Source organism: Peptoniphilaceae bacterium AMB_02, from assembly GCA_036321625.1.
GTDB classification, from domain to species: domain Bacteria; phylum Bacillota; class Clostridia; order Tissierellales; family Peptoniphilaceae; genus Microaceticoccus; species Microaceticoccus formicicus.
In genome coordinates, this window is sequence record CP143259.1 from 1,773,765 (window position 1) to 1,794,756 (window position 20,992).

The window sequence follows — 20,992 nt, forward strand, 5'->3', positions numbered from 1 at the left end:
GTTGTTTTTAAGTTTTAACCTGCATTGACATTTAGGTATTCGTTAATAAACATATCTATATCTCCATCCATAACCGCTGAAACATTACCTGTCTCAGCTTCCGTTCTATGATCTTTTACCATTTGATATGGATGAAATACATAGGATCTAATCTGAGAACCCCAGCCAATTTGAGTATATTTCCCTTGTATATCCTCGATTCTCTCTTTTTGTTCCTCTTCTGCTATCTGCTTGAGTTTTGCATATAGCATTCTCATTGCAGTTTCACGGTTTGAGATTTGAGATCTCTCAGATTGACATTGTACTACTACGCCGGTTGGAATATGAGTAATTCTAACGGCTGAATCAGTAGTATTTACATGTTGTCCCCCTGCTCCGGATGCCCTGTAGGTGTCGATTTTCAAGTCAGAATCGTTAATATCCACTTTATCGGTAGGATTCAATTCAGGGAAGACATCAATACTTGCAAATGAGGTATGTCTACGACTGGAGGTATCAAATGGTGAAATCCTAACCAGTCTATGAACTCCCTTTTCACTTTTCAAGTACCCATATGCATTGTATCCATTTACCATAAATGTTACTGATTTAATTCCACCTTCGGTATCGGAGTTATAGTCAGTTATAATCTGTTTATAACCCTTATCCGATATCCATCTGGAATACATTCTCAGTAGCATTTCCGCCCAATCCTGAGCTTCCAAACCGCCAACACCGGCATGAATAGAAACTATGGCATTATTTGCATCGAATTCTCCTGACAGGAGCGATTTCAATTTAAACTGGGACATCAGTTTTTCTGCCGCCTTTGTTGAAACTTCAAGTTCTTCCAAGAACTCAAAGGACTCTTCTTCAATAATCATCTGAGTCATTATTTGTAAGTCCTCGAGTTTATCGTGTATCTCTTCATAATCATCTGTTATATCTTTTAAACTCTTGAGTTCGGAGATTGTCGCTTGAGCAGCATCTACATCATCCCAAAAGCCTGTAGCTGTAGTCTTCTCCTCTAGCTCCAATATCTTTTTTTTCTTATTGGCGATGTCAAAGTGAAACACCCAATTCTTTTATTGTTTCTTCAATATGAGAGATTCTATCTCGTATTTCATTGATATCGTTCATATATTCACTTCCTTAGCTGGTAATTCTATTTGTACTTTGATAGACTATTCGTTCTTACCACAGCATCTCTTATATTTCTTTCCACTTCCACATGGACAGAGTTCATTACGTCCAATCTTTCTTCCCTTGACTATGGGTTTTTGTTGTTCATCTGAAGTTCTGGTCGGTTTTGCCACAGCTTTTCTTTCCATTCTTTCAGGATTTTCTACATGGTAAAGCATCCTGATTGTATCTTCTATGATGGAATGATTCATATCTTCGAACATGTCGTAACCTTCTTTTTCATATGCTCTTACAGGGTTTTCCTGTCCATATGATCTAAGCCCTATACCTTGTCTTAGCTGATCCATTGCATCTATATGATCCATCCACTTGCTGTCTACGACTTTTAATAGGATGATACGCTCTATTTCTCTGAAGGCTTCTGAGCCGATTTCCTTTTCTTTTTCTTCGTACAGTTTTTTACTTACATCCAGGATATAATCCCTAAAACTGTTTCTATCAAAATCACTGATAGAAGTTATCTTAAGAGCTCCTTTAGGCAGATAGATATTGCCTAGATAGTTCAACAGTCCTTCTGTTTCCCATTCTTCAGGTCTGTCGGCAGATGCAAATGTCATCATGGCTCCGTCTACAAGCTGCTCCAACATTGTCATTATATTGGATTTCATATCTGCACCGTCAAGTACGGATTTCCTCTCTTTATAGATAACATTTCTTTGTAGGTTCATAACATCGTCATACTCAAGGACATGCTTACGAATACTAAAGTTATTTGCCTCTACTTTTCTTTGAGCTCTTTCAATAGCTCCGGTTAAAACCTTAGCCTCAATCGGTTCATCCTCAGGGAAAGTATTTCCGCCAATAAATCTCTGTATTGATTCTCCCCCGAATAATCTCATTAAATCGTCAGATAATGAAATAAAGAACTTCGATGAACCAGGGTCTCCCTGTCTACCGGATCTACCTCTAAGCTGGTTATCAATACGTCTGGACTCATGTCTTTCAGTACCTATGATAAACAGTCCGCCTGCATCTATTACTTTTTTTGCATTTTCATCTGTTTCTACTTTATATTTGTCTTTTAAGCTATTATATACTTTTCTTGCAGCAAGTATTTCTTCGTCTTTAGTTTCAGCAAAACTGTCGACTTCTTCAAGGATTTCATCAGAATATCCTTCTTTTTTCATTTCCAGTTTAGCTTTTACATCTGGATTTCCACCCAGTACGATATCCGTACCACGTCCTGCCATATTGGTTGCGATTGTTACTGTATCAAATGTTCCGGCTTGTGCAACAATTTCAGCCTCTCTATCATGATGTTTTGCATTTAGCACATCATGCTTAATCCTTCTTCTCTTAAGCATATTACTGAGTTCTTCGGATTTTTCTATGGATATTGTACCAACCAGAATAGGTTGTCCGGTTTGATGAACTTTTTCTATCTCATCAACTATGGCTCTTAGTTTTGCCTCTTCATTTATATATACAACATCGTCCAAGTCTTTTCTTACTACGGTCTTATTTGTCGGTATCTCGACAACGTCCATATTGTAAATTTCTGAGAACTCGGATTCTTCTGTCTTAGCTGTACCGGTCATGCCTGCCAATTTAGAGTACATTCTAAAGTAGTTCTGGAAAGTGATGGTAGCAAGAGTCTTGGACTCGCTTTTTACGGATACATTTTCTTTGGCTTCTATTGCCTGGTGAAGCCCGTCGCTATATCTTCTACCTTCCATAATACGTCCGGTAAACTCATCAACTATAAGTACTTCTGAATCCTTTACGACATAATCTATATCCAAGTGCATGGTATGTCTTGCTTTCAATGCTTGATTGATATGGTGAGCTATCTCCATGTTTTCAGGATCTGATAGGTTTTCTATGCCAAAGTACTTCTCAGCTTTACCGGTTCCTTGCTCGGTTAAGTTGGCAGTCTTTTTTTTTTCATCTACTACAACATCCACTGTTTCTACTTTAATTTCTCTGTCGAAAGGATCGACCTTATCTTCGCCCGGTTCGAGTTTTCTCATAGAAAGACCCTTGGCAAAGTTATCTGCTTGTTTGTAAAGGTCTGTGGATTTGTCTCCTTCTCCAGATATTATAAGCGGAGTTCTGGCCTCGTCTATAAGTATGGAGTCAACCTCATCGACTATCGCATAATGAAGGTCTCTTTGAACCATTTCTTCCTTGTAGACAACCATATTATCTCTTAGATAATCAAATCCGTATTGGTTATTCGTTCCATAAGTTATATCACATGCATAGTTTTCTCTTCTTTCATCATTAGTAAGTCCATATATAATACAACCTACTGATAATCCAAGAAATTCATAGACTTTTCCCATCCAGTCACGGTCACGCTTTGCAAGGTAGTCGTTTACTGTAACTATATGCACGCCTTTTCCTTCCAGTGCATTTAAATACGCAGGCAGTGTAGCTACAAGTGTTTTTCCTTCACCTGTCTTCATTTCTGCTATTCTACCTTGGTGTAGAATTAAACCACCGATTAACTGCACTCTATATTGCTTCATCCCAAGAACTCTATAGGACGCCTCTCTAACTACGGCAAATGCCTCAGGTAGAATGTCATCCAGAGTTTCACCTTGACTTAATCTATCCTTGAACTCCTGTGTCTTTGCCTTAAGCTCATCGTCGCTTAAAATTGACATCTCTGAATCCAAGTTCATAATGCTATCTATTATCGGGTTAATTTTCTTAATTTCTCTTTGATCGGAAGTTCCAAATATCTTTGCTAATAATCCCATTTTATCACCTCTTAATAATCTTCCACTCTTAATTTTACCACTTATAGTCATTAAGTACAAACAAAAAAGACACCACATAGGGTGTCTTATATTAGTGTTTATTAAAATTCAGGCTCTATCAAGCCATAGTTTCCGTCTTTTCTTCTATAGACCACCTGTACTAAATCAGTTTCAGCCTCCAAGAATACGAAGAAATTATGCCCCAATAGTTCCATTTGAAGTATTGCTTCATCGACAGACATTGGTTTTAAACCGAATCTTTTAACTCTAACTACCTGTGGTTTTTCTGAATAACTATCTACTTCAGGGGCGGTATCGGCAATGCCTTCGAATCTGATTGTCTCTCCTCCTGAATATCTCTTTTGGAAGCTTAGTCTTATGCTTCCTGATCTGTGCTTCAAGTGCATCCACTGCTCTGTCGAGTGAATCCATAAACTCTGCGGTATTTTCTTCGGCTCTAAGTATTGTACCGGGTAAGAAAATTGTAACTTCAACAATCTTTTGGTTCTTTACTATACTGAATGTAACATTCCCTTCGATATCTTCTTGGAAGTACTTATCCAGTTTAGAAAGTTTTCTTTCAGCCTTTTCTCTTAGCTGACTACCCACTTCAACATTTTTACCATTGTATTTCAATCTCATTTTCCTGCCTCCTTTAATAAAGAAAAATCTTTATTACTATTATAATAATACCCAAGTATGGACAATACTAACTATTAATGTAAACTTATCTAGATTTTTATAAATTAATTAAAATTTTAAATGAACTTTAATTAATTTCATCATATATTAAAAGGATATATGATTTATGAAAAAATCAAAATGTATATCTATCTATGTATATTATGAATATCCACTATGTGGATAACTTTTCAACATTGCTGTGGATAATGTTTATAACTTTGTGGAAAACTTGAAATTAACTAATTTAAATTCTGCTTAAATATGGATAAGTGGTTTTTTTAATAATTTTTTTATATGCATAATGCAATTTTCATCTCCTGGTCTTATGAATAATCTTTGAATTTTATCCTTTATATAGTTCTTTATATAAATTCATACACTATATATAGTTATTGACAGTTTAATTTGTGACATACTATTTTTACCCTATAATAGATTCTAAAAAATATGTGCATAGTTTTAAATATATTCATTGATATACATTTTTGGAAAGAGTCTCTAAAAATGCATTCTATTTACTTTGATACATCATAAACTCATTAAATCTTATCGACAATTTTATGGAATTACCCACAGTTCGTATTCTATTTTTAGTGTAATAATGTTATGATATAAATTGTGGAGGTGCATATGAAAAAAATCAATATTGACACATTAAACGAATTTAGATTTTTAAGTGGTTTAAAAATCTCACAAGATGAAATGAACTTGGCTTTTAAGGTAAGTAGAACAGATGAAGAGTCCAATACCTACAAATCCTGTATACATCTACTGAATACAGAAGATGATTCTATAATCAAATTAACATCTGAAAATCTTACCGGACCTTTCGATTTTCTGAATGACTCAAATATAATATTTGCTTCGGATAGGGGTTCATCGGAAAATAAAAAAAGTGATGATAGTAAAAAAGAAAAACACACAAAATTCTACAGTATTAATATAGGTGGCGGAGAAGCTTCTCTATATATGGATATTCCTAAAGATGTGGTTGATTTCACTCCTATAGACGAGTCAAAATTCCTTATTCAGTATAATTATGTTCCGTTCGTAGAAGATGACTCTATAGACTCTGATGATTACCTAGTTTTTGATGAGTTCCCTTATAGATTTAATGGTAAAGGTTATATAAACAAAAAGAGAACGAGACTTGCAGTATACGATAGGGATAAATCCGAAGTTATCGATATAACCGATGAACTTACCAATGTCAGTTTTGTAAAACTTAACAAATCCAAGACAAAAGCCCTTTTTACAAGTAATAGATATACTACCAGATTTAGTTTTAAGTCTGATTTAATGGAACTTGATTTGAGCACCAATAAAACAGATTTGCTCTTAAAGGATATAGAAGGATTGTGTAATCCGGATTATTTTGGAGATAAAATAGTTTTCCAATCAAGAGACAGATCAGTATACGGTTTAAATACGAATCCCGGTATCTATTTTTATGAAAATGGAGAAGTCAGATTAATGACCCCATCTTTTGATAGTAATTTCGGTAATTCTCTTGGGACAGACTTAAGACTGGGTTCAAATGACGATCCTATTGTCTATAATGATAAACTATACTTCCTCTCTACCGATAACGATGTGATTAATATGTACCATATGGATTTGAGTGGAAATATTGTAAAAGTAACCAATTCAAACGGCTCCATAGATGATTTTATAGTAGTATCGAAAGGCATCTATACAATCTATATGGATGAGAATTCGCCTCAGGAAATACATTTGTTTAATGACGGTTTTAAAAAATTATCTGATTATAATGGTTTTCTGAAGGATTACGAGATTTCTAAAGTCGAAACTTTTGAATTTTCAAATGACGGAATAGACTTCTACGGCTATGTCATCCCTCCTATCGCGAAAAAAGATAAGAACCCTGCAATCCTGTCGATACATGGAGGACCCAAAACGGTCTTTGGAAAGGTACTGCATCATGAAATGCAGTTATTGGCTTCACTTGGCTACTATGTTTTCTACATGAATCCAAGGGGATCTTGTGGTAGAGGTAATGAGTTTATGGATATTAGAGGTAAGTACGGTTCTATAGACTATGAGGATTTAATGAAATTTACTGACGAAGTGCTCACTAAGTACGATGACATAGACTCTGAAAGACTTGGTGTTATGGGAGGCTCCTATGGAGGTTTTATGACGAACTGGATAATCGGTCATACCGATAGGTTTAAACGAGCTTGTACTCAAAGATGTATTTCCAACTGGATCAGTATGTATGGAACTTCAGACATAGGTTTCTACTTTGTAGAGGACCAAGTAGATGGTACACCATGGAGAGATTTTGAGAATATGTGGAATATGTCTCCCTTAAAATACGCAGATAGAATTACTACCCCCACTCTTATAATCCATGCCGATGAGGATCATAGATGTCCACCCGAGCAGGGACATCAGATGTTTTTAGCTTTAAATTATCATGATATAGAGACTAAAATGGTGGTATTTAAAGGAGAAAATCACGAACTATCAAGATCCGGTAAGCCTCTTCATCGTAGGCGAAGATTAAATGAAATAGTAGAATGGATGACTAAGATTTAAATTAATCCACAAAAAACGCTGATTTCATGAACTAAAAAACGGAATGCATTGTTTCCTACTCGCATTCCGTTTTTATATGGCTCTATAATTTATAGTGTTGGTGAAGAAATATTAGTTTCTTTGCTGGCACTATTTTCTTTTAAAAAAATAAAGACATAGTGACCAATTTCCTTTATAATTTAATCACTACAACAAAAAAATAAGGAGGCCACTATGTCTATTAGTAATTATATCTTAAATTTATTAGATTTAAAAGATGAAAATATTGAGATTTTTGAAAATGTCGAGAAGATTAAAAAGAAGAATATCTCTTACAATTTGATTTTTGGCCGGCTTACCTATAATGCTTCTGTTTGTCCCGTTTGTGGTAACGTGCATAGCCCAAGCATTATTAAACACGGCACTAAGTCTTCTGATATTAAACTTCTTCCTTTTAATGGCGAACCTACTTTCTTGAGACTTAAAAAGCAGAGATTTTTATGTAAGGAATGTAATTCTACTTTTATAGCTGAAACTGATATTGTTAAAAAGAATTGTTTTATTTCTAATAGAGTAAAAGCTCATATTACAACTAATTTGACCATGAAAGTAAGTGAAAAAGATATTGCTAATTTACATTATGTTTCTCATTCTACGGTGTCTAAATGTGTAGATCAAGCTTTTGAACAGTTTAAGCCTAATTATCAGTTTTTACCAGAACATTTATGTTTTGATGAGTTTAAATCCACAAAAACTGCTAAAGGATCTATGAGCTTTATTTTCTGTGATGCTATTACTCATGATATTATCGATATTGTTGAAAACAGGCAATTACACTATCTTAAGCGCTATTTTTCTAGGTTTAGTGAATGTGCTAGAGAATCGGTTAAAAGTATATGTATAGATATGTATCAGCCATACATTAGTCTAATTTCTGATCTTTTCCCTAATGCTAAGATAGTATTTGATAAGTTCCATATAGTTAACCACTTATCTAGAGCATTGAACAAAACAAGAATAGAAGTTATGAATAGTTTTTCTAAGTATTCAATGGAATACAAAAGGTTAAAAAGGTATTGGAAGCTGATACAAAAGCCTTATTTAAAGCTCAATTCTACAGGTTTTAGAAAGTGGATACATTTTGAAAGATGGAAAAGTGCTAGAGATGTGGTTATGGATAGTATTAGTGTCAACAAAACACTTCTAAATACTTATGATTGTTATCAGATTCTTTTAAAGGATGTAGAAAACGGAGATATTGCCTCCTTAAAGGCACATTTAGAATATTATTCAGATGAGGTATCAGATGCTATGAAAACTAGTATTAACACGCTTTTAAAGGACTTTGAGTACGTAAAAAATTGCTTAGAAGTCAATGTTACAAATGGATGTTTAGAAGGTATTAATAATTTTATTAAGTGTTTAAAAAGAGTTGCTTTCGGATACAGGTCGTACTATCATTTTAGGAATCGAATATTAATTTGCAAGAAAATGATAGTACCAAAAGACACTGTAAGTGTAAAAAAACGTCAGGCAGCTAACGCTGCCTGACATTAATAGTTTGTGATTAATTTATATACCAACACTATTTGACAAAGAACCTTTTATATTTAATTATTCAATTTATCTGCATTATCAGCTTTAAGTTTTTTATCTCCACCAAAGACTGCCAATAGTACAGAAGCAGTTATTATGCATATTATTGCAATGGATTTTTGCAAGGTCAAAACCTCCGAGAAAAATACAAGCCCGAGTACAATACTGGTAAGGGGTTCAAATGTACTTAGTATGGAAGTTTTTTGTGATCCAATCAGTTTTATACCTATCTGGTAGAACACAACTGCAATTACCGAAATTGAGACTGCAAATCCAAAAGTTAAAACCCAGGTTTCCAAACTGAAACTGTAGACAAAACTTTGGGTTAATAGTGAGAATACCAGTGCTATAAAGGATGAAAGAATTGCCATATAAAAACAAATCTTGAAAATATTCATCCTATTTAAACCGCTCTTATCCAGGTAAAATGAATAGACTGCATAGGTAATCCCTGAAACAAAGGCAAGTGTAAATCCTATAAAGCTGTCAAGCTGGTCTATATCCATTATCATAAAGATTCCGATCATTGCGATTATAACGCTTATGAGTTCTATTCTATTAGGTTTTAATTTGTAAAAGTAAGCCAGTCCAATCATAATAAAGACCGGATAGGTAAAGTGTAATGTGCTGGCAGCTCCCACAGAGATATAATTATAGGAACTGTAAAGCAGTAGCGGTGTAGTCGAATATCCGAGTACTATTATGAGAAGTTTTTTAAACTCTGAAACACTAAGGCTCATATCCTCGCATCCCGTTTTAATCGCAGCTATATAGAGTATAGGTGTAGGCAGAAAAAACCTGTAGAAAACTAAGCTTATAGCATTTCCACCGCGTGCATATATCATTTTTGCAATTAGAGGTGTTACTCCAAAAATTATAGCAGAGGCTATTGCATAAAAATATCCTCTCTTGCTGTCTATATTTACTTTTTCCATCTATTTCTCCAAATTAAATTCATTAAAAATCAGCTCTCATGAGCTGATTTATCATCTTTTATATATATACTTTTCTCATCGATGACTTTGGTATTCCAATATTTTCTCTATACTTTGCCACCGTTCTTCTGGAGATGTCAATACCTTTCTCATTGAGCATCTCTGTAATCTTAGCATCACTAAGCGGCTTCTTCTTGTTTTCCTTGTTTATTATTTCTTCTATCATTGCCATTATAGCAGTTGAGGACACATCATCTCCTGAATCTGTTTTCATCTCTGTGGAGAAGAAATACTTCAGTTCCAGTATCCCCTGAGGTGTATCGACGTATTTGTCAGTCGTAGCTCTACTGATGGTTGACTCATGTAAGTCCAACTTTTCTGCAACTTCCTTTTGACTCATCGGAGCCAGGTACTTCCTTCCCTTGTCAAAAAATTCGACTTGGGTTTCCACTATAACTTCCAAAATCTTTAGTATAGTAGACTTACGCTGCTCTATACTCGAAATTATCCACTCAGCTGCATTCAGTTTTTTGGATAGAAACTTTACAGCTTCTTCATCACCTTCTGATATCATCTTCCTATAACTACTGCTTATATGAATTTGAGGAAGATATTCATCATGCATTATTATCTGATATTCTTCATCTACTTTTTCAATCGTTGCATCGGGTACGATATACTTTATTGGCTGATTGGTATTATAAGATGCACCCGGTTTCGGATTCAGTGTTTTAATGTACTCAACCTTCTCAAGTACCTCTTTTATCGAAATGCCCAGAGTTTTACTGATTACATTCATTCTATTGTACGCAATATCTTCCAGGTGATTTTCAATCAATTGTCTTGTAATTAAATCATCTGATTTAATCTGATGTAATAAGCACTGTTCAAGAGTTTCGCATGCTATCCCCTTAGGTTCAAACTCTCTGATTATTTGAAGAACATCCTCGATATCTTCTTCTGCGACTCCCATTTCATTTGCTATTAGAACGGGTTTTGTTCTAAGATATCCATTGTCGTCCAAATGGTCTATTATCTCTTCACCTATTCGTCTTTCCATATAACCTATATCTAGAACATTCAATTGAAATAATAAATCATCTTTCAAAGTCGAACTCTTAGAACTGAAATCCAGAAATGAATACTCCTGATCTTCTCCCGAGGACGAAGCTCCTGAAGGCATTGGATAGTCGTATCTATTGGCAAGTTCAAGTAAATTTTCTCGCTCCGTCTTCTTATTCATATCCTCTTCTATACTTCTGGTCTGTTCAGTCTCTTCAAGTTCCATCATGGGATTTTCGAGTGCTTGTTCTTTTAGAAAGCTCACTAAATCATCCATGGAAAATCTTAGAATTTCAATGGATTGCTTTAATTGTGGCGATAATATCAGTTCCTGTTTTTGATCTAAAAAAAGTTCTACTCCGTGACGCATAATATCATCCCTTTTGAAAGCAATAATTATAATTATTGTATTATTTGTCTTTTATATACTTATAATTATATTCTATAAATTCGAAAGTTTCAATTCTATAATCATTTACACCAGATGTTGTAAATTTAATAAACTCTTTATTTAACCTAAATAAACTATACGGTTATTTCTTAGATAATATTGTTTTTATCTAGTTTTGCCGATATAGGACAATTTAAAACTCAGATTTTATTTTCTTTATGGATTTCTACCAGTGATTAATTCTTTACCTAATTTATATGAGAAGTCAACTATGAGTTCAGATACATATGATCTTAACTTGAATATCCAATACTCAAAAAAACACCCCTATAACAAGACTTTATTTCGTCTGTTCTAGGGGTTTATAGTACTATCAATTATTTTACATATCTCTTGTCAGGATTTTCGTCATAGTATTTAATATAATCATAAAATTTTCTATCTGTTGCTACGCCGGGTACACTTATTCTCGGTATGATGTACTTTTCTTGATTAAATCTTCCCGGTGCTAATGTAGGATTAGGTACTCCGCCCAATATTATCTTATTCTCATAATTAATCCCATTATGTTCGCCTTTTTTTACTCTTTGATGCTCATCCTCACTTAGGCTTACACTGTATGGAATTGAAAATATATTTATATTGTAGTCGGTATTAATATAGCTTTCCAAATTATGTTTTTGAAGAGCAATCTCTTCTTCTATTTTATCAGGATGCTTACTAAAATCCTCATGAGTTAAAGTATGATTACCTACTATCATTCCAGATTCAATTATCATATATAACTTCTGCGAGATAAAATCTACCTGTCCAAATGGATATTTACTACTCACAAATATAGTTGCTTTTGCATTAAAGTTAGGAAGTTCTTTTTCCAATTCTTTTAAAACTGAGAATGCACATATCTTATTTAAGCTGCCGTCCCTGTTTAAAGCGATTTTACTCGGGGTGCCATCGTCAAAAGTCAGCACATAAGGTGTGTATCCCTCTTTTATATCGATATTATTATTATAATAGTCTTCTATTGAAATAGGCAGATATCCTCTATTATATAGATTTATAATATCAGCTCTTATTGCCCCTTCAGTTCTGCGATACCTGTCATTGTAGTAGTTAAGATCATGATACATCAAGACCATTATGTCTCCTTCATGATTCTCTGTCATTTTATCAGGTAGTTTTGTATTTTTTATGTTTTTATTGTCAAGTCCATAGATCTGGTGCATTACCGATTCTTCTATGGATTCTTCACCACCTAAGATCTGTACTTTTGAAAAGTTATAATTCTTTAAAAAGTCTAAAGCGTAAACATTAACATAATTTTGATTGGTCAAAAGAACATTCGATTCTTCAGAAGCAGCGAGCATGGCATCGGTGTAATTTTCACCATTGCATAAGGTCAGTTTTAAATCCTCATTATTATACATCGCAAAGCACTTAGCCGAAATCTCATATGGATTTATTCCCGTAATTTTTTCTATTGGACTTGAGTCCATATCCAATTCACCGACTTGAATAAATTGTCTACCATAGTATCTTAACGGCAAATTATCACCTACCAGTAGCATCGGTATCTTTTTAGATATCGCAATTTGATTGGCACTCACAATATTCTGAAAGTTTTTTCCCGATACCAATACCATTTGAGAATCTAAATCGTATAGGGCTTGAAGTTTTAAGAGAATCTTCTCCGAAGTCTCATACCTGTCACTACCTGATATTCTTTCAATTTCTACATCCAAACTGCTTAGCTGTTCTTCATTTACTGTTTCATATCCTCCAATTACTATCACTTTTTTAGGCTTTAGCCTCTTTATTTCGTTTAGTGTTTCAGTAGGCATTTCTTTTTGATTCGTAAGCAGTATTGGACTTCTAAGATTTCGAGCCAACTGCGATGAGGAAATCGCATCTGCAAATGCTTCACCACTGGCTAGAATTACAGTGTTTGAATTTTTATAGTTTTCTTTTGAAAGTTTAACAGCTGTAATATATCTATTCTCACCGGATATTCTATAAATATCAGTATAAAAATCATCAGCCTGTACTGTACTGTTCATTAATAAGATAAGTACCAAGACTGCTATGTATCTACTTAATTTATATTTCATTGATTTCTCCTTTAAGGTTAATCTACTCCTCTTTATAATAACATAAGTTACTTTAGAATGCCTTAACTTTACATAAATATAATATTCCATTATGGTTTTAATGCTGTATCTAAATTCATAATACATCTGTTATTCTTGACTTTTAGATAATTTTTGTATATTATTATAATAATTTACTATAATACAGTTTTAAAGTCAGTTGTGGAGTCAGCTGATTTAAATTTTAGGAGTGATATTATGATAAAAGTTGGAATTCTCGGATCCAGTGGGTATGCTGGAGCCGAACTGGTTAGACTTTTGATACAGCACGAGGATGTTGAGATCGTATTTGTCGATTCAAAGGACTCAGAGGATGTTTTGTTTACCGACCTGTATCCAAATCTATATAAGCATATAGATAAAAAGTTTACTTCATTGGACATCTCGGATAATCCATATTTTGATGAGATAGATCTGCTTTTCTGTGCACTACCTCATGGATTGACTCAAAAAGCCGTAAGTGCTGCTTTTAAAAGAGGTTTGAGAATAATCGATCTATCTGCTGATTTTAGATTGTCCGATCCCGCGGTCTATGAAAAATGGTATGATACTGCACATATTGCAAAAGATGAATTAAAAGAGGCTGTTTATGGACTGCCTGAAATCCATAGAAGTGATATCCCCGGTACAAATCTCATAGCAAACCCGGGATGTTATCCTACTTCTATTATTTTAGGCTTGTATCCGTTATTTAAAGCAGGACTAGCCCCAAAAGCACCGATTATTTCTGATAGCAAATCAGGTGTCTCCGGTGCAGGAAGAGGACTCAGAGACGGAAATCTATATTGTCAAGCGACAGAGAATATAAGTCCATATTCAGTAGGAACTCATAGGCATATACCGGAAATAGAAGAGCAATTGACAAAAATATCCGACAATCCTGCCAAGATACTGTTTACACCTCATTTGGTCCCAATGCAAAGAGGAATACTATCGACAATTTATTTAAATAATGAATTCAGCATAAGCGAGGAAGATTTACTTAAACTTTACGGCGAAACCTATAAATATGAAGCCTTTATTAGGATTCTGCCACCGGGTAGTACTCCCAAGACTAAGGCTGTAGCCGGATCAAATTACTGCGACATTGCAATCAAGGTAGACGAGGTTACTGGTTATATAGTAATAATGTCTGCTATTGACAATCTGATTAAAGGAGCCAGCGGTCAAGCCCTTCAAAACATGAATCTAATGTTTGGTTTAGACGAGTCTAAGGGATTGGAACAACTCCCATTATGGCCATAGTTTTCTAATCAAATTTACTAAAGGAGTTAATTATGAGAATAGAAGATGAAAAAAAAGCCCAGATTTTGATGGAGAGCTTATATTATATTAAAAAATTTCACAATAAAATTGTAGTAATAAAATATGGCGGTCACGCCATGATAAATGATGAATTAAAAGAGTCTGTAATTAAGGATATTGTACTTTTAAAATACATCGGAATGAATCCTGTTATAGTACATGGAGGCGGACCTGAAATATCCTATTACATGAATTTAAAAGGTCTTACACCTGAGTTTGTAGACGGTTTAAGGGTTACGACTCCGGAGATAATGAAAATTGCTGAAATGGTATTAACCGGCAGCATCTCACCAGATATTGCTGCACTATTTAATGCAAATGATGTACTCAGTGTAAGTATAAGCGGGAAAGACGGCAAATCGATTAGAGCAAAAATCAAAGATCCTAAGCTAGGACTGGTTGGAGAAGTAACCAGGATAAATACAAGATATATACTGGGACTGATCGAGGATGGTTATCTACCGATTGTCTCTCCTATTGCATATGGTGAAAACGGATCGAGTTTGAATATAAACTCTGACGAGGTGGCAAGGAGACTTGCTGCTGCTCTAGGTGCAGATAAATTGATTATGATTACTGATGTAGACGGTGTAATGAGAGATTATAAAGATCCAAGTTCTTTAATCCCGAGAATGACTGTAGCAGATGTTGAGAAAGCTGTAGAAGAGGGAATAATCTGGGGCGGTATGATACCTAAACTGGAATGTTGTACCGGCGCAGTCAAAGGCGGAGTCAGAAGATGCCATATTATCAATGGCAAGATTCCACACTCAATACTATTGGAGTTATTTACAAAAGAAGGGATTGGAACCATGATCACCGATAATCAAAGAGGAGTTTAATGGAGGTTATGATGAAAAAGAATACTAAGGAACTAAAAAAGATAAATACCGAACAATTAATTGAAGATGGAGAAAACTATTTAATGAACACCTACGGGAGAAATCCTATTGTTTTCGTAGATGGATATGACTCAACTCTAGTCGATTCTAAAGGAGATGAGTACATAGACTTCTTATCAGGGATAGCAGTAACCTCCCTTGGGTATAGCAATGAAAAGGTAAAGGAAGCTATGAAGTATCAAGTTAATACCCTCGTTCATACTTCCAACTATTTTTATATCGAACCACAGGTTGAGCTAGGTAAATTATTATGTGAAAACTCATTTGCAGATAAAGCGTTTTTCGGAAATTCAGGTGCTGAAGCTAATGAAGGGGCTGTAAAACTTGCCAGAAGACGAGCTTATAATAAATACGGTGCTCATAAACATGAAGTAATTGCAATGAAGAGCTGTTTCCATGGAAGAACACTGGCAACTTTGAGTATTACTGATAGTGAAGTCTATAGAAAAGGCTATGGACCACATCCGATGGGATTTATTTTCACACCCTTTAACGATGTAGAAGCTTTAAGGAAGGTTATCGGAGAGAATACTGCTGCAGTAATTCTCGAGCCTATACAAGGTGAAGGAGGAGTAAATCCGGTAGATGCAGAATTTTTAAAAGTAGCACGCGAGCTCACAAGTGAGTACGACTGTGCACTAATATTCGATGAGATTCAGTGTGGAATGGGTCGTTCGGGTAAATTATTTGCACATCAGCATTATGGAATAGAACCAGATATCATGACGCTTGCTAAAGCACTCGGCAATGGCGTTCCCATAGGTGCCATCCTGGCAAAAGGTGACTTCGCAGATGTATTTACACCCGGAGCTCATGGAACTACATTTGGTGGAAATCAAATCGCAACTGCAGCTGCACGCGCCGTAGTCAAGGAAATGCTAGATAGAGATATTCCAGGCTTAGCCGCTGAAACCGGAGAATACTTCAAATCTCAACTACTTAAATTAAAAGACGAGTTCAGTTTCGTAAAAGATGTAAGAGGCATGGGCTTAATCCTGGGAATGGAACTCGAGATTAAGGGAGCTCCAATCGTCAAGGAGATGCTCAGCAGGAAATTTGTAATAAACTGTACTCATGACTATGTACTTAGATTTATACCGCCACTAATAATAACCAGTGAAGAAATAGATTCCATGATAGAAAACTTAAGGGAGATTTTTAAGTCACAGTAAAAAGGGCTAATTAGCCCTTTTTAATTTTGCTTATAATTTTCAATATACCATTCATTTGCCTTTAAAAGCTGCTCATGGTATTTTTCATACTCAGGACTAAGTTCTCTTAAAGCCGGTACGAATTCTTCCACAAATCCCGCACTTTGATAAAATCCATTTAAATACTCCATCAATCTGTACATGGGACTGTTTTTATATTCATCAGAATTTTTATACTCATTCCAAAACTCTATACTTTCAGCATTTTCCTTAAAGAATTTATTGGGGTTTTGAACAGCTTCCTCTTTCCCATTAATAGTTTCCATAATCATCTCTTCCGTAATACTCGATGTCTGCTCTTCCAAGTATGCTTTTAAATCCTCCGGAAGTTCTAAATTGGGACAATTATCCAAGAATTCTATAATCCTTTTATATGCTTTTTCCTGTTTGACAGTCTCTATAGCAGTATCAAGGTATTTGGAAAAATTGTACATGATGAGTACGCCAAAATACCCCGGAAATGCTTCAAGAAGTCTTTCTCTAATACTGTATCCCCTTTCAATACCCATGAGTTTAGCTTCTATTTCTTCATAATTTTGATTTAAGCACAAATCATCTAAAAGTTCTTTTTTAGCTTTTTCCCTTTTGATATCCATATCTCTTCTCTTTGCAATAGAGGATAATATATCTGGATTGTCATTAGAAAGTATCAGTTTGATTTCATCGATTCCAATCGATAATTTCCGCAACACCGAAATCCTTCCTAAGTTTTCCAAATCTTTTTCACTGTATTCTCGGTAACCATTTTCCAGAACTTTGGGCTCCAATAAGCCTTTATTTGTGTAATAGTCTATGGCTTTTTTGGTCAGTCCCGTTTTTTTACTGATTTCATTGATCAACATATTATCACCTCATATATATAGTACACCGTCCCCTTAGAGGATGGTCAAGAGGTATTTTAAAATTATACTGCCACGTATTTTCTGATTGCTTTTTTATTTATAGCTCTTGCCGGAGATCCTACAGCAGTCACATACGCAGGTATATTGTCGAGCACGACTGAATTTGCACCGATTTTAGCATATTCTCCTATTTCTATATCCCCTAAAACAGCCGTACCGGTTCCTATTAAAACACCGTTTTTAACCGTTGGATGCCTTTTAACTCCCGCTTCCACCACCTATGCCGCCAAGGGTAACTCCATGAAATAGAGTAACATCATCTCCCACTATTGCTGTTTCACCTATCACGATTCCCATGCCATGATCCATTAGTATCCTTCTTCCAAGCACAGCTCCCGGATGAATTTCAATACCTGTAATTCTTCTTGCCCTATTCGATATTATAGATGCAAGTATATATCTCCCCTTCAAAAACAATCGATGAGCTATATAATGATAGGCTTGTGCTTTAACTCCGGGCGTAAAAAACAAACTTAAAAACAGTGATTTCGCTGCCGGATCCTTCTCGACAACATTTTTTGCTAATTCCAGTACATAATTAAAGAATTTCCTCATTTTCACTCACCAAACAGTTCGGTACTCAGATATCTTTCACCGGTATCCGGCAGCACCGTAACTATCCTACTCCCTTTCATCATATTTTTTGATAGCTCTATAGCTGCATATACATTGGCTCCTGATGAAATACCGCAAAGTATGCCTTCCTTTTTCGCCAATTCCCTAGCCGTCTCAAATGCATCTTCATCTTTAACTCCTACTACCTCACCTACTACTGCAGCATCGTAGATTGCAGGCACAAAATTCGCCCCTATTCCCTGAATTCCATGTGGATTCGGTTTCGCACCTCTAAGTACCTTTGATTTTTCAGGTTCAACAGCTATTATTTTAATCCCACTAACTACTTCCTTCAGTCTTTTTCCAACTCCCGAGATAGTACCCCCTGTTCCGACTCCGGCTACAAATGCATCTATATCTCCTTTAGTATCTCTTAGTATCTCCATCGCAGTATACTGAATATGAGCTTCTCTGTTTGAGGTATTTTCAAATTGATAGGGCATGTAATAATCATTTTCTTTGGACAATTTTTCTGCAAGTTTAACCGATCCTATCATGCCCTCTTCTCCCGGAGTCAGCAGTATCTCAGCTCCATATGCCATAATCAGTTTTCTTCTTTCAATGCTCATCGTCTCCGGCATAACCAGTAACACCTTATAGCCTCTAATTGCTCCTACCATGGCAAGTGCTATCCCTGTATTGCCGCTTGTCGGTTCAATAATCACCCCACCCGGTTTTAAGACTCCTGAGTCTTCAGCATCCTGTATCATCTTTAGAGCTGCTCTGTCCTTAATACTTCCTCCGGGATTACGCGATTCTATCTTTACAAGTATCTCTACTCCATTTGTACCTAAGCTGTTTAATCTCACCATAGGTGTATTTCCAATAATTTCAGTTACATTCTTATAAATCATAATTCTCTCCTCAAAATAATAAAAACCTCTCTCCTCGTGTTATTACACAGAGGCGAAAGGTTCGCGGTTCCACTCCGTTTAGACTGCAATTTATTTGCAGTCCATCTCTTGAGTACTTTATACTCCAGCTCTATAACGGGAGCTCCCGTATCATCTACTTAATTCGAATCAAAGCTCATTGGTGCACTTCAGATAGCATTTATATAGACCTTTCCACCTACCGGTCCTCTCTGGGTAAAAATTACAATCTTACTTTACCAAGTCAACGCCCTATTAATGATTGATTATAATATTTATTTTTATAAATGTCAATCCTTTTTATCCAAGAAAAAAGCACCCCTACCAGTGGTAAGAGTACTGTGGTTTTATTCTTCTTTTTCCTCAACTTTCTCTATGAAGCTGCATAGATCAATTGCTCTTTCCGCATCTTCTGGATTTACATAAAGATCATACACTTCAAGTGCACCGCCGGGATATAGATCAAATGGCAGTCTGTTTCCGGTATTGATTAAGCAAGGGATATTGTTATTTTCTAGGATTTCCTTAAGCATCTCTACATATATTCTAGTTCCGCTAAAAATCTTTACGGTATCCATAACTGCTCTCCTTTTCCATAAAATAATTATTATCTATAATTTATATACCCCATATCTCTTCTATCATATCAGCAGTTTCAAGCATCATGTCAATACATCCCAAGTCCTTTATATCGTCACAGATTACCGATCCGTATCTTTTCTCGAATCTAGTCATAAGTTCTGAGGATTTTGAGGCCAGAATTTCATTTTTATGAGGTGCAGAATGATTTGCAAATGCGGTTGAAAAACCCATCACAGAACCCGTCAATATCCCGCATACCGACTTTACCGCCATTCCTCCTCCAAAACCCGTTGCCATTCTAAGTTCACGGTCCGATAACTTTAAATCATAGTACTCGTTTACACTGCGAAGCATGACCTCCGCACAATTATACATATGAGGTGCACCCGTATTCCAATCAGCAGTATATTTCTTTACTACATCTCTAAGCATTTATGTTCTCCTCCTGTACATTTTGTAAATTACTTTCTACAGCTCTAATTCTACCTATTATTGAGACAAGATAAAGTATTAATGCTAACCATACAAATACGAAAGTGATAAGATTCGCTTTGGTAAATTCCTCACCATATATTAGTACACCTACCAATAATTGCAATGTGGGATTTACATACATTAATATCCCGGAAGTTGCAAGTGATGTGGTCTTCATTCCCTCTGCAAAAAAAATTAGTGGTATGGATGTTATAGCACCTGAAAGCGGAAGAAGTAATATTTTAAAACCGGTCAAAGCCTCAAAGTTCACACTTCCGGAGCTCGTCTTCCAAATCATAATAAGTATTGCAATGGGGAGTACAGCAAGGGTTTCTATAAATAAGGCAATATCACTGTCGCAGTTTATTTTCTTTTTCAAAGCTCCATAAATCGCAAAAGATCCTCCTATTGCCAATGCAAATACAGGTACTTTTCCATATGCTGTTATAGAATAACCAACCCCTATGGCTGCAATAAGCACTGAAATCCACTGTATGGCTATCAGTCTTTCTTTAAATACTATATAGCCGATGACTATTGCCATTATTGGATTCATATAATAAGCTAGACTTCCTTCGAGAATATGCCCGCTATGTATGGCTATTATATATAGTCCCCAGTTAATGGTTACCATGACTCCTGCAAGCGCAAGTATCGTGAACTGTTTTTTGTTCTTCAATACCCTGGCTACCTTACCTAGATTCTTTTTATATAAAATTATAATCATGCAAAACACAAAAGACCATAATATCCTGGATGCCAATACATAAATAGAATCCACAGATGAAAGCTGTTTCCAGTAAATGGGCAATAACCCCCATAATACATAACAGCTTAGTATATACAAAGTTCCTTTTCTCATAATTCTCCCTCAGCGCTTTTATTA

Annotated in this window: 19 protein-coding genes and 1 other annotated feature; of the genes, 5 read left to right on the forward strand and 14 right to left on the reverse strand. The window is 35.3% G+C overall.

Annotation, left to right across the window (positions count from 1 at the left end; all coding sequences use genetic code 11):
- Window positions 1-14: 14 nt before the first annotated feature.
- The 4 genes from prfB to raiA form a co-directional block, all read right to left on the reverse strand.
- A protein-coding gene (gene prfB / locus VZL98_08575; GenBank protein ID WVH62748.1) for a peptide chain release factor 2 occupies window positions 15-1,119 on the reverse strand; the annotation gives its coding sequence in 2 pieces (ribosomal slippage) (window positions 15-1,043 and window positions 1,045-1,119; 1,104 coding nt in all).
- 44 nt (window positions 1,120-1,163) lie between these two features.
- On the reverse strand, window positions 1,164-3,887 hold the full coding sequence (gene secA, locus VZL98_08580) for a preprotein translocase subunit SecA (GenBank protein ID WVH62749.1): 2,724 nt from the start codon (window positions 3,885-3,887) through the stop codon (window positions 1,164-1,166).
- A gap of 101 nt (window positions 3,888-3,988) precedes the next feature.
- A complete protein-coding gene (locus tag VZL98_08585) occupies window positions 3,989-4,129 on the reverse strand; it encodes a sigma 54 modulation/S30EA ribosomal C-terminal domain-containing protein (protein WVH62750.1) in 141 nt (46 codons plus the stop codon).
- Window positions 4,130-4,190: 61 nt separating this feature from the next.
- Window positions 4,191-4,529 (reverse strand): ribosome-associated translation inhibitor RaiA, encoded by a 339-nt coding sequence (raiA, locus tag VZL98_08590; protein ID WVH62751.1) that lies wholly within the window; start codon window positions 4,527-4,529, stop codon window positions 4,191-4,193.
- Between the two features lie 672 nt (window positions 4,530-5,201).
- Here raiA and VZL98_08595 point away from each other — a divergent pair.
- Both VZL98_08595 and VZL98_08600 read left to right on the forward strand, forming a co-directional pair.
- Window positions 5,202-7,133 carry a S9 family peptidase gene (locus VZL98_08595; GenBank protein WVH62752.1) on the forward strand — a complete coding sequence of 644 codons (1,932 nt, stop codon included), beginning with the start codon at window positions 5,202-5,204 and terminating at the stop codon, window positions 7,131-7,133.
- Between the two features lie 213 nt (window positions 7,134-7,346).
- Complete coding sequence (locus VZL98_08600) at window positions 7,347-8,663, forward strand: ISL3 family transposase (protein ID WVH62753.1); 1,317 nt, start codon at window positions 7,347-7,349, stop codon at window positions 8,661-8,663.
- A 59-nt stretch (window positions 8,664-8,722) separates the two neighbouring features.
- On the opposite strand, the gene VZL98_08605 is transcribed toward VZL98_08600, so the two are convergent.
- The 3 genes from VZL98_08605 to VZL98_08615 form a co-directional block, all read right to left on the reverse strand.
- Entirely contained in the window at window positions 8,723-9,643 is a 921-nt protein-coding gene (locus tag VZL98_08605; protein ID WVH62754.1) for a DMT family transporter, read from the reverse strand.
- Between the two features lie 58 nt (window positions 9,644-9,701).
- Window positions 9,702-11,075, reverse strand: a complete 1,374-nt coding sequence (rpoN, locus tag VZL98_08610) for an RNA polymerase factor sigma-54 (protein ID WVH62755.1) — start codon at window positions 11,073-11,075, stop codon at window positions 9,702-9,704.
- Window positions 11,076-11,473: 398 nt separating this feature from the next.
- Window positions 11,474-13,204: a cell wall-binding repeat-containing protein gene (locus tag VZL98_08615; GenBank protein WVH62756.1), complete on the reverse strand. Its 1,731-nt coding sequence runs from the start codon at window positions 13,202-13,204 to the stop codon at window positions 11,474-11,476.
- 237 nt (window positions 13,205-13,441) lie between these two features.
- Here VZL98_08615 and argC point away from each other — a divergent pair, with 237 nt between their 5' ends.
- Genes argC through VZL98_08630 form a run of 3 tightly spaced genes read left to right on the forward strand, consistent with a single transcriptional unit; the run spans window position 13,442 to window position 16,622 of the window.
- Entirely contained in the window at window positions 13,442-14,488 is a 1,047-nt protein-coding gene (gene argC / locus VZL98_08620) for an N-acetyl-gamma-glutamyl-phosphate reductase (GenBank protein ID WVH62757.1), read from the forward strand.
- A gap of 32 nt (window positions 14,489-14,520) precedes the next feature.
- Entirely contained in the window at window positions 14,521-15,390 is an 870-nt protein-coding gene (argB, locus tag VZL98_08625) for an acetylglutamate kinase (protein ID WVH62758.1), read from the forward strand.
- Window positions 15,391-15,401: 11 nt separating this feature from the next.
- Window positions 15,402-16,622 carry an aspartate aminotransferase family protein gene (locus VZL98_08630; protein ID WVH62759.1) on the forward strand — a complete coding sequence of 407 codons (1,221 nt, stop codon included), beginning with the start codon at window positions 15,402-15,404 and terminating at the stop codon, window positions 16,620-16,622.
- 20 nt (window positions 16,623-16,642) lie between these two features.
- On the opposite strand, the gene VZL98_08635 is transcribed toward VZL98_08630, so the two are convergent.
- The 7 genes from VZL98_08635 to rarD all read right to left on the reverse strand — a co-directional run bounded on the left by VZL98_08635 (window position 16,643) and on the right by rarD (window position 20,968).
- The gene (locus VZL98_08635; protein ID WVH62760.1) at window positions 16,643-17,503 is read right to left on the reverse strand and encodes a MerR family transcriptional regulator; all 861 of its coding nucleotides are present in this window, start codon (window positions 17,501-17,503) and stop codon (window positions 16,643-16,645) included.
- Window positions 17,504-17,565: 62 nt separating this feature from the next.
- A complete protein-coding gene (locus VZL98_08640; protein ID WVH62761.1) occupies window positions 17,566-17,778 on the reverse strand; it encodes a hypothetical protein in 213 nt (70 codons plus the stop codon).
- Window positions 17,762-18,118: a hypothetical protein gene (locus VZL98_08645; GenBank protein ID WVH62762.1), complete on the reverse strand. Its 357-nt coding sequence runs from the start codon at window positions 18,116-18,118 to the stop codon at window positions 17,762-17,764. The genes VZL98_08640 and VZL98_08645 overlap by 17 nt, the downstream gene beginning before the upstream one ends.
- Window positions 18,119-18,120: 2 nt before the next feature.
- Window positions 18,121-19,032: a cysteine synthase A gene (cysK, locus tag VZL98_08650; GenBank protein WVH62763.1), complete on the reverse strand. Its 912-nt coding sequence runs from the start codon at window positions 19,030-19,032 to the stop codon at window positions 18,121-18,123.
- A 45-nt stretch (window positions 19,033-19,077) separates the two neighbouring features.
- Window positions 19,078-19,307: a binding site (T-box leader), on the reverse strand.
- A 90-nt stretch (window positions 19,308-19,397) separates the two neighbouring features.
- The gene (locus tag VZL98_08655) at window positions 19,398-19,628 is read right to left on the reverse strand and encodes a hypothetical protein (protein ID WVH62764.1); all 231 of its coding nucleotides are present in this window, start codon (window positions 19,626-19,628) and stop codon (window positions 19,398-19,400) included.
- Between the two features lie 40 nt (window positions 19,629-19,668).
- On the reverse strand, window positions 19,669-20,064 hold the full coding sequence (locus VZL98_08660; protein ID WVH62765.1) for a C-GCAxxG-C-C family (seleno)protein: 396 nt from the start codon (window positions 20,062-20,064) through the stop codon (window positions 19,669-19,671).
- Window positions 20,057-20,968 carry an EamA family transporter RarD gene (rarD, locus tag VZL98_08665; protein WVH62766.1) on the reverse strand — a complete coding sequence of 304 codons (912 nt, stop codon included), beginning with the start codon at window positions 20,966-20,968 and terminating at the stop codon, window positions 20,057-20,059. Before rarD ends, VZL98_08660 begins: the two co-directional genes overlap by 8 nt.
- Between the last annotated feature and the right edge of the window lie 24 nt (window positions 20,969-20,992).

What these genes read in the sequence shown, in the direction of transcription:
- VZL98_08630 (WVH62759.1), top strand. Translation starts at nt 15,402, where the DNA reads ATGAAAAAGAATACTAAGGAACTAAAAAAGATAAATACCGAACAATTA.
- VZL98_08600 (WVH62753.1), top strand. Translation starts at nt 7,347, where the DNA reads ATGTCTATTAGTAATTATATCTTAAATTTATTAGATTTAAAAGATGAA.
- VZL98_08635 (WVH62760.1), bottom strand. Translation starts at nt 17,503, where the DNA reads ATGTTGATCAATGAAATCAGTAAAAAAACGGGACTGACCAAAAAAGCC.
- VZL98_08645 (WVH62762.1), bottom strand. Translation starts at nt 18,118, where the DNA reads ATGAGGAAATTCTTTAATTATGTACTGGAATTAGCAAAAAATGTTGTC.
- VZL98_08655 (WVH62764.1), bottom strand. Translation starts at nt 19,628, where the DNA reads ATGGATACCGTAAAGATTTTTAGCGGAACTAGAATATATGTAGAGATG.
- argC (WVH62757.1), top strand. Translation starts at nt 13,442, where the DNA reads ATGATAAAAGTTGGAATTCTCGGATCCAGTGGGTATGCTGGAGCCGAA.
- raiA (WVH62751.1), bottom strand. Translation starts at nt 4,529, where the DNA reads ATGAGATTGAAATACAATGGTAAAAATGTTGAAGTGGGTAGTCAGCTA.
- rpoN (WVH62755.1), bottom strand. Translation starts at nt 11,075, where the DNA reads ATGCGTCACGGAGTAGAACTTTTTTTAGATCAAAAACAGGAACTGATA.
- VZL98_08615 (WVH62756.1), bottom strand. Translation starts at nt 13,204, where the DNA reads ATGAAATATAAATTAAGTAGATACATAGCAGTCTTGGTACTTATCTTA.
- argB (WVH62758.1), top strand. Translation starts at nt 14,521, where the DNA reads ATGAGAATAGAAGATGAAAAAAAAGCCCAGATTTTGATGGAGAGCTTA.
- VZL98_08605 (WVH62754.1), bottom strand. Translation starts at nt 9,643, where the DNA reads ATGGAAAAAGTAAATATAGACAGCAAGAGAGGATATTTTTATGCAATA.
- VZL98_08660 (WVH62765.1), bottom strand. Translation starts at nt 20,064, where the DNA reads ATGCTTAGAGATGTAGTAAAGAAATATACTGCTGATTGGAATACGGGT.
- cysK (WVH62763.1), bottom strand. Translation starts at nt 19,032, where the DNA reads ATGATTTATAAGAATGTAACTGAAATTATTGGAAATACACCTATGGTG.
- rarD (WVH62766.1), bottom strand. Translation starts at nt 20,968, where the DNA reads ATGAGAAAAGGAACTTTGTATATACTAAGCTGTTATGTATTATGGGGG.
- VZL98_08585 (WVH62750.1), bottom strand. Translation starts at nt 4,129, where the DNA reads ATGTCTGTCGATGAAGCAATACTTCAAATGGAACTATTGGGGCATAAT.
- VZL98_08595 (WVH62752.1), top strand. Translation starts at nt 5,202, where the DNA reads ATGAAAAAAATCAATATTGACACATTAAACGAATTTAGATTTTTAAGT.
- secA (WVH62749.1), bottom strand. Translation starts at nt 3,887, where the DNA reads ATGGGATTATTAGCAAAGATATTTGGAACTTCCGATCAAAGAGAAATT.